The organism is Nocardia sp. NPDC101769, assembly GCF_044766925.1.
In the GTDB taxonomy this organism is placed as follows: Bacteria; Actinomycetota; Actinomycetes; order Mycobacteriales; family Mycobacteriaceae; genus Nocardia.
In genome coordinates this window covers 1-6,676 of the sequence record NZ_JBIWMX010000092.1, presented here as the reverse complement: position 1 = coordinate 6,676, position 6,676 = coordinate 1, and the positions used below count along the sequence as shown (strand labels likewise).

The following is a 6,676-nucleotide window of genomic DNA, read 5'->3' as shown; positions in this document are numbered from 1 at the left end:
TCAGCCAATCATGCCCCGCAGCCAGAAGCCGGCCGCAAAACATCAATCCGAACCCGAACAGGCCAGCACATCAGCCGCACGAAAGATCCGGGCTAATGCACTCCCCCTCAACCGATTACAGGACCGCTCGATAGTTCGACGCCGCACGCGCCGCCGATTGCTCGACCCGAATCACCACCCCACGGCCACCGATCCAAAAGTGCCATTCCGACGTCCACGGGCGTCGGATTCCCGAGAGTCCGGCCGGTCGGTGCCGGCACGCCTGTCGTTGAGCAGCAGTGGAAACGTCTCCGGTGTGACCGCCGGGCTCGTCGGCGAGAACTGGGATATCCGCACGATCGCCCCAGGCCGCACAACAGTTTCCGAGTTCGCAGGGACAGGCTGGACCGGTCTCGTCTACTGATCGTCGATCAGCTCGAAGAACTGTTCACCGCCTACGAATTCGACCGCGAGCGCATGGAATTCCTGGTCGCACTCGAGTCGTTGTGTGCCGCTGGCCAAGCGGACCCGACCAACGTCGTCATCGCTATTCAAGCCGACTTCTACGCCCGCTGCCTGGACTATCCTGTAGTGCTGTCCACCCTGGCTGAGCACAGTTATCTGCTGGGCCCGATGAGCCGGGACGAACTCACCCGCGCAATGACCCGACCAGCCGGGTTAGCTGGTTGCACCCCCGCGGAAAGCCTGCCGTAACTGCAATGCCGGGCGCCATCACGGGGAGGCGGCGGTCAACTGACAACCTCGAACCGTTCGGAATGGGATTTCTCACAATGGCTTTGGATGGGTTGCGATGGGGGTGGTAGATACCCGTACTGTCGGGTGCGCGGGTCAACTGTGGATCCCCCCAACAGAATTGGCCCGCAGTGGTGGTCGATTTGATTCTATGGAGTCACCGATCGCCAGCGATATCGATGTCGCCGGGCCAACTCCCCCCTTCGCCCGGCGGCATCGGTCTTTTCAAGTACTTGCAAGGTCAAGGACTCGGCCTTGCCCGACAGTCATGTTCGTGGGCTACGTCAAGCCCTCAATCTCGTCAGGCGCGCGCTATGGTTACCGCAGGCGCCTTCCGTTGCGTCCTCCCCCCGGGGTTGGGAAGCCCGGTCCGTGATCGGATCATGACGCGCTTCCTGCTCAGGGCCAATCTGGGGTGGTGGTTGTCGGCTTCGACAACCGCGTTCGTTGCCGAGGTCCAGCCAGCCGATTCCGCTGTGGGTGCGGGGTTCTGCAAGATGGTCTTGAATGAATCAGCAGTGCTCTCTCGAGACGGTGAGGGGTACGTGCCGTCGACACATGGATGGGCAGGGATCGGACGTGGATACCTCAGCGCAGCGAGTGCTGGCCGCGCGTGAGTCGGTACTTCCGCTGGTTCCCTCGCCGTGGAATCGCGAGGCTTTCCTAGCGCGGCTGGGTGATTGGCGAGGGCGGCCGATTCAGCTCATGCCGGTGACTTCGACGCCGGACCCGCGGGGGGCGATGCAGAGTCGCACGCCGTGCGGGTTGTGGCTCAAGTGTGAATCGGTGGATCTGATCGCGTTCGATTCCGAGACAACGGATTTCCATATCGATCAGATCATCGCGCACGAGACGGGCCATATGGTGCTCGATCACGCGGAGGGGTCGGCCGGGTTGGAAGGAATTCATCAGCTGCTGCCCGATCTCGATCCCGCGTTGGTACGGCGGGTGCTGGGCCGATCGGAGTTCTCCGATCATCAGGAAGATGAAGCGGAACTGTTCGCTGATCTGTTGTTGTCAGAGGTATCTCGGTGGCGTTCGTCGCGGCCGATGCGGTCGTTTTGGGGTGATCGGTGACATCCTCGGCGCCAGCGACGGTGGCGTGGGCGATCATCGCTTTCAGCGTGTTGTCGGTGATGTTGCGCCTGATGTGGCTGCACGGTCGACGTCGGCCGGGGGAACGGTTGGTCACCTATGGGTTGCTGTTCGGCGTGGGTGCGGCAATGCTTCGTGAACGCGCGGTGCAGAACGCCTTGCAAGACGCGGGAATATTCCAAGTCGGCTTCACTCGTCAGCTGGGCACAGTGTTCATCGTGCTCACCTTCGCGCCGCTGGTGCTTCTGGCGTTGTCCTGGTCAGAGACCTGGCCCGACCGCGCTGTGCGTACCAGCCGGGTCGTGTGGGTCGCGGTTTACCTGTCGGTCGCGCTGATGCTGTCGGCGGGGACACACGCGCGGGACCTTGGGCAGTACATCGATCGCACCGAGGGCTGGCAGACGGTGCTGTACTTCACGCTGTTCTCCTTATGGTGCGCGACAACGGGCGTCGTTGTCACCTGGGCGAGTATCCGGGACCTACGTGCCGGTCACCTGCGTCCGAGTCATCGCCTGACATATGGTCTGATCCTGTTTGTCGGCGTGTGGGCTACCGAGGAAGCCGTCTCGATTCTGGTCAGTGCGGTGTGTGCTGCGACCGGAACCGGGCGCGCGTTCGTCGACTTCCGATTCGCCGCCAACGAGCGCAACTTCATCTATCTGTTGCTGTTGGGCGCGATTCCCGCCTCGGCGCAGGTGATGGTGGAGATCGCCCGTCGGCTTCGTATGGATCCGGCCTCCCGCGCCGTGCGACGCCTGACGCCACTGTGGACGGCGCTGGTGACGGTGTGCGCGGCGGAGATCCCGCGCCCCTCGCAGCAGGATCCCGCTGTCGGCCCAGAGCGGCGCTTGCATCGCATGACCGTTGAGATCCGCGACTGTCTGCTGGTGCTCGGCCGTTACTCCGAGCCACCACCGGATGATTTGCCCGAGGATCTGGCAGAGACCGTGCAGATCGTGCAGGCGTTACGGCGCAAAACATCCGGGGCGACACCAGGGCGCCATGTTCGCCTGCACGCCTCTGCTCCGGGGCGCGACATCGTTGACGAACGTCGTACGCTGCGCAGCATAGCCGCGCATTGGGACGAGGCAGCCGCCCACGTGGACGGTGCCGGACTACTGGATGGAGCACGATGACCACGACCACGCCGCGGCCGATCCGGGCACAGGACCGGGAGCTACCGCATCCGCCGTACCGTCTGCCTGTACTGGGTGATGTGTGGGATCTGCATGTCACCGACTCGAGTCAGTGGGGAATGCGCGGCGCGCAGAAGTTCGGCGGTATCTACGAGCGCAACATCTTCGGGGCTCGAGTCACCTATGTGTCGGATCCGGACCTGTTGCGGGAGATCAACGACGACGAGTTGTGGTCGAAATTCCTGGGGGTGCCGATCCGGGACCTGCGTAGCGTGGCGGGTGACGGACTTTTCACCGCGCACAACTCCGAGCCGAACTGGGCCAAGGCGCACGCGATTCTGGCACCGTCGTTCACCGCGGCGGCAATGAAGGGCTACCACACGACCATGCAGCAGTGTGCGGGCGAGCTGGTCGAGCATTGGGCCGGGCGGGCCGGCGAGTGGGTCGATGTGCCCTCCGACACGAACAAGGTTGCGCTCGAGGTGATCGGCCGCACCGGGTTCGGCTACGAATTCGAGTCCTTCATCCGCACCGATCCGCATCCGGTCGTCTCGGCCATGCTGCGTGCCCTGACCTATATCAATAGGTCCGCGTACTCACATCCGCTGATCGAGCGCACTGTGTTCCGCCAGCAGCGAGCCCAGCACCGAGCCGATGTCGCGATGGTGAACGCGACGATCGACGAAGTGATTGCGCGCCGCCGCCGTGAGGGTGCCGGCGAGCACAGCGATCTGCTGGACCGGATGCTGACCGCGGCGGATCCAGAGACCGGGGAACTGCTGGACGAGAAGAACATCCGCAATCAGATCCTGACGTTCCTGGCTGCCGGGCATGAAACCTCGGCGGGAGTGATGGCGTTCGCGCTGCACTACTTGTCGCGTCATCCCGAGATCGCCGAACAGGCGCGGACCGAGATCGCGCAGGTATGGACCGGTAACGAACTTGAGGTCGAGCAGGTCGCCAAGCTGCGGTACGTGCGGCGCATCGTCGACGAGTCGCTGCGCCTATGGCCCACAGCCCCGGGCTATTTCCGCAAGGCACGCGCGGACACGATGCTGGGCGGGCAGTATCCGTTCGAGAAGAACGAATGGGTTTTCATCGTGCTGCTGCAGCTGCATCGCCACGAACTTTGGGGCGGTGATCCCGAAACCTTCGATCCGGACCGATTCCTGCCCGAGCGAGTACGTGCACGCCATCCCGAGTTGTATAGGCCCTTCGGCGTCGGAATGCGCGCCTGCATCGGGCGGCAGTTCGCCTACCACGAGATCGTGCTCGTCTTGGCGACGATCCTGCGCAATTTCGATCTGACCGCGGATCCCGGCTACGAGCTGAAGGTGAAGGAGACGATCACACTCAAGCCGGATGGCTTGCGGCTCAAGATGTCTCGCCGTCAGGACTGATGGTCTCGGGCCTGCTGCTCGCCCCGCGCGCGAGCAGGCCTTCGATCAGCGCCTCGCGGTCGGAGCTGGTGGGCCGACCCCGCAGGCGCACCCGGCTGACGCCGGAATCGCGCAGCGCGCACAGCAAGCCAAGCTGGACGTGGACCCCGATCACCTGTTCATCGTTGGCTGGGCCGGTCAGGTACCAGCCCGGCTGACTGAAGTTCGTCGCCAACGCCGTGAGCAGTTGTGGCGGTGCGCAATCGAGATCTCCGGAACGTAAGGCTGTGAGTGTCTCGGGGGCGACCTCGACATTCGAACTGCGCAGAGCCTCGGCGATGGCCTCCGCAGTGGGCTCAGCGTCGGCGCTGCTGTGCGATGCGCGAAAGAGCATGTCGATACGTTCGGCCAGGGACAGCAATCCACTCATCTGGCGGCCTCCAATCTTGCCTCGAACCGAGCGCGGGTCGCGTCATCCATGTCGATGTGGATGCCCGCGAGCCAGCGTCGGTATCGGGCGTCTTCCCAATCGGCGTCGTCGGGGTGGGCCGGGCGGTCCAGGAACGGGCCCAGTAGCGCCACCAACGGACCGAGCGCTCCACCGTGCAAGCGATTGGTTTCCAATAGCTGTGTGACGTACCGGGCATACAGCGGCTGGATGCACTCATCGAGCCGCTGAGAGGCTGCGTGCAAAGCCGAGTCCGGCGTCGCAAGCTCGGAGATCTCACGAGCCACAACGACGAGTCCAGCGATGGTCTCGGCCGGTACGACGATGTACGAGGGCGCGACTTCGATACTGGCGTTGCGCCGCAGCGGAATCGGATTACCACCGACGATCACCTGTTGGGCCGACCCCGGTTCCCACGCCAGGCCCACATCAAGTTTGTGCATGGTGTTGGTACTGAGTCGCCCGGCTTCACCGCGCTCGATCTTTAGCAGGGTCGGCTCGGTTGGCCCGCCCATCAGCGCGACCTGGCGGCGACTGCGGTTCAGCTGTTCGCGCCGCTCTACCACGGTTCTCCCCAGCTGTCGCGCGGTGTCCCTATCCATAGGTGGCACTGAAATTTGCGCACATGTACGAAAGCATAGCGGATGGGTCCAGCAGCACAATATGCACAAGTCGCCAACATGCCGCATCGGTATGGTTGTTCACCTGCTGAGATGATTGCCGACTGCGGGTCGTCATCGTTCCACTGTCGGTGATGTGCCAAGTGAACGACTTGACTTTCACATTTATTTTCGTAGTATTTGCGTACGACAGTGGCGCATATGGGTCCCGCCGAACGAAACGGGTAGCCCGCCGCGGCAGGCCCCGTGGCCACGCCGATTCCGGAGCGCAAGCACGCAACCCGGAATCTTTCCCACGCTGGTCTGAGGCCCGATCCGAAGGGGGGTTCGGGCCTCGGATCTGCGTCCTCCACGCATATCTTGCCGACCAGAGCCCTGACCTGCGGCAACCACATATCCAGGGCGCACTGGGCAGCCGACACCACCGGCTACCGGTATGACGATCGAAGGCGCAAGTCCAATAACTGTCGAGTTCAACGAGGGCAGTGCACCGTGTGGATACCGGTGTCCCGCAGTGCCGCAGCGGCTTCGACCCATCCGCCCTCGCCGCAGCGACGAATCTCGACATCAGCCACGGCAAGATGTCGGGACTGTGGACCGGCACACCCACGGTCCTGCGGCCCGAGGAACTCGACGTGTTCTGGGCTGTGCTCGACTGCGGCATCGGCGAGCTGATGACCGCCGAACCCGCCACCGTCGTGCCACCGGCAGCGACCACCCAGACCGAGCAGGACCGGGCCGTCGGCGCGCACGACGCCTCACCGGTCCGGCGGATAGTTCCCAAACCCCGCTCCGGCCGCTCGCTGCCACCGCGATGACCACTCGACAGGCGCCGGACTGTCGCGGATGTGGTGGCCCGGTCGAACCCAACACCTGCCCGCGCGGCGGCCGGCCTCGCCAGTTCTGCCTGACCTGTCGGCCGTCGAAAACTGCGCACCGGCGCTTGCATGGCTCCGAGCCCAGCTACACCGACCAGGCATGTCGGCAGTGTGGCGGGTCGGTCGACCTCAGCGACCAGGACAGCGGCCGGCCCCGGATCTACTGCGACCGCTGCATCACCCGCAAGCACCGGGCGCGGCGCGCCAAGCACTGTGATGACGTCGCTCCGAACGCGGCCCCGTCGGCTACGCGATGGCCGAGCACATGCGCACGGAATTGGTGTCCGATGCGTTGCGCATGGCCGCACGCAATGTTCCGTTCCGGCGCGAGGTGACGATATTCCACAGCGACCGCGGATCGCAGTACCAATGCCGCTTAGTTAAGCTG

General features: G+C 64.1%; 8 protein-coding genes and 1 pseudogene. 7 read left to right on the top strand and 2 right to left on the bottom strand.

The window, feature by feature from the left end; translation table 11 throughout:
* The 5 genes from ACIRRA_RS45235 to ACIRRA_RS45215 all read left to right on the top strand — a co-directional run.
* The coding region (locus tag ACIRRA_RS45235) for a hypothetical protein (protein ID WP_402782087.1) at nt 1–403 on the top strand (403 nt) is incomplete at its 5' end.
* Nucleotides 322–693 carry a hypothetical protein gene (locus ACIRRA_RS45230; protein WP_402782090.1) on the top strand — a complete coding sequence of 124 codons (372 nt, stop codon included), beginning with the start codon at nt 322–324 and terminating at the stop codon, nt 691–693. The genes ACIRRA_RS45235 and ACIRRA_RS45230, both read left to right, overlap by 82 nt.
* A gap of 597 nt (nt 694–1,290) precedes the next feature.
* The gene (locus tag ACIRRA_RS45225) at nt 1,291–1,809 is read left to right on the top strand and encodes a hypothetical protein (RefSeq protein WP_402782084.1); all 519 of its coding nucleotides are present in this window, start codon (nt 1,291–1,293) and stop codon (nt 1,807–1,809) included.
* Nucleotides 1,806–2,963 carry an MAB_1171c family putative transporter gene (locus ACIRRA_RS45220; RefSeq protein ID WP_402782081.1) on the top strand — a complete coding sequence of 386 codons (1,158 nt, stop codon included), beginning with the start codon at nt 1,806–1,808 and terminating at the stop codon, nt 2,961–2,963. Before ACIRRA_RS45225 ends, ACIRRA_RS45220 begins: the two co-directional genes overlap by 4 nt.
* On the top strand, nt 2,960–4,363 hold the full coding sequence (locus tag ACIRRA_RS45215) for a cytochrome P450 (protein ID WP_402782078.1): 1,404 nt from the start codon (nt 2,960–2,962) through the stop codon (nt 4,361–4,363). The genes ACIRRA_RS45220 and ACIRRA_RS45215 overlap by 4 nt, the downstream gene beginning before the upstream one ends.
* On the opposite strand, the gene ACIRRA_RS45210 is transcribed toward ACIRRA_RS45215, so the two are convergent.
* Both ACIRRA_RS45210 and ACIRRA_RS45205 read right to left on the bottom strand, forming a co-directional pair.
* On the bottom strand, nt 4,338–4,772 hold the full coding sequence (locus tag ACIRRA_RS45210; RefSeq protein WP_402782075.1) for a hypothetical protein: 435 nt from the start codon (nt 4,770–4,772) through the stop codon (nt 4,338–4,340). The genes ACIRRA_RS45215 and ACIRRA_RS45210 overlap by 26 nt on opposite strands.
* Entirely contained in the window at nt 4,769–5,392 is a 624-nt protein-coding gene (locus tag ACIRRA_RS45205; protein ID WP_402782072.1) for a hypothetical protein, read from the bottom strand. Before ACIRRA_RS45205 ends, ACIRRA_RS45210 begins: the two co-directional genes overlap by 4 nt.
* Nucleotides 5,393–5,904: 512 nt before the next feature.
* Here ACIRRA_RS45205 and ACIRRA_RS45200 point away from each other — a divergent pair.
* Complete coding sequence (locus tag ACIRRA_RS45200) at nt 5,905–6,228, top strand: helix-turn-helix domain-containing protein (protein ID WP_402782069.1); 324 nt, start codon at nt 5,905–5,907, stop codon at nt 6,226–6,228.
* Between the two features lie 292 nt (nt 6,229–6,520).
* A pseudogene (locus ACIRRA_RS45195) lies at nt 6,521–6,676 on the top strand (IS3 family transposase); the annotation flags it as partial.

Bases quoted from the DNA above. Each gene is read 5' to 3' on its own strand.
- ACIRRA_RS45225 (WP_402782084.1), top strand. From the start codon at position 1,291: ATGGATGGGCAGGGATCGGACGTGGATACCTCAGCGCAGCGAGTGCTG.
- ACIRRA_RS45215 (WP_402782078.1), top strand. From the start codon at position 2,960: ATGACCACGACCACGCCGCGGCCGATCCGGGCACAGGACCGGGAGCTA.
- ACIRRA_RS45210 (WP_402782075.1), bottom strand. From the start codon at position 4,772: ATGAGTGGATTGCTGTCCCTGGCCGAACGTATCGACATGCTCTTTCGC.
- ACIRRA_RS45205 (WP_402782072.1), bottom strand. From the start codon at position 5,392: ATGGATAGGGACACCGCGCGACAGCTGGGGAGAACCGTGGTAGAGCGG.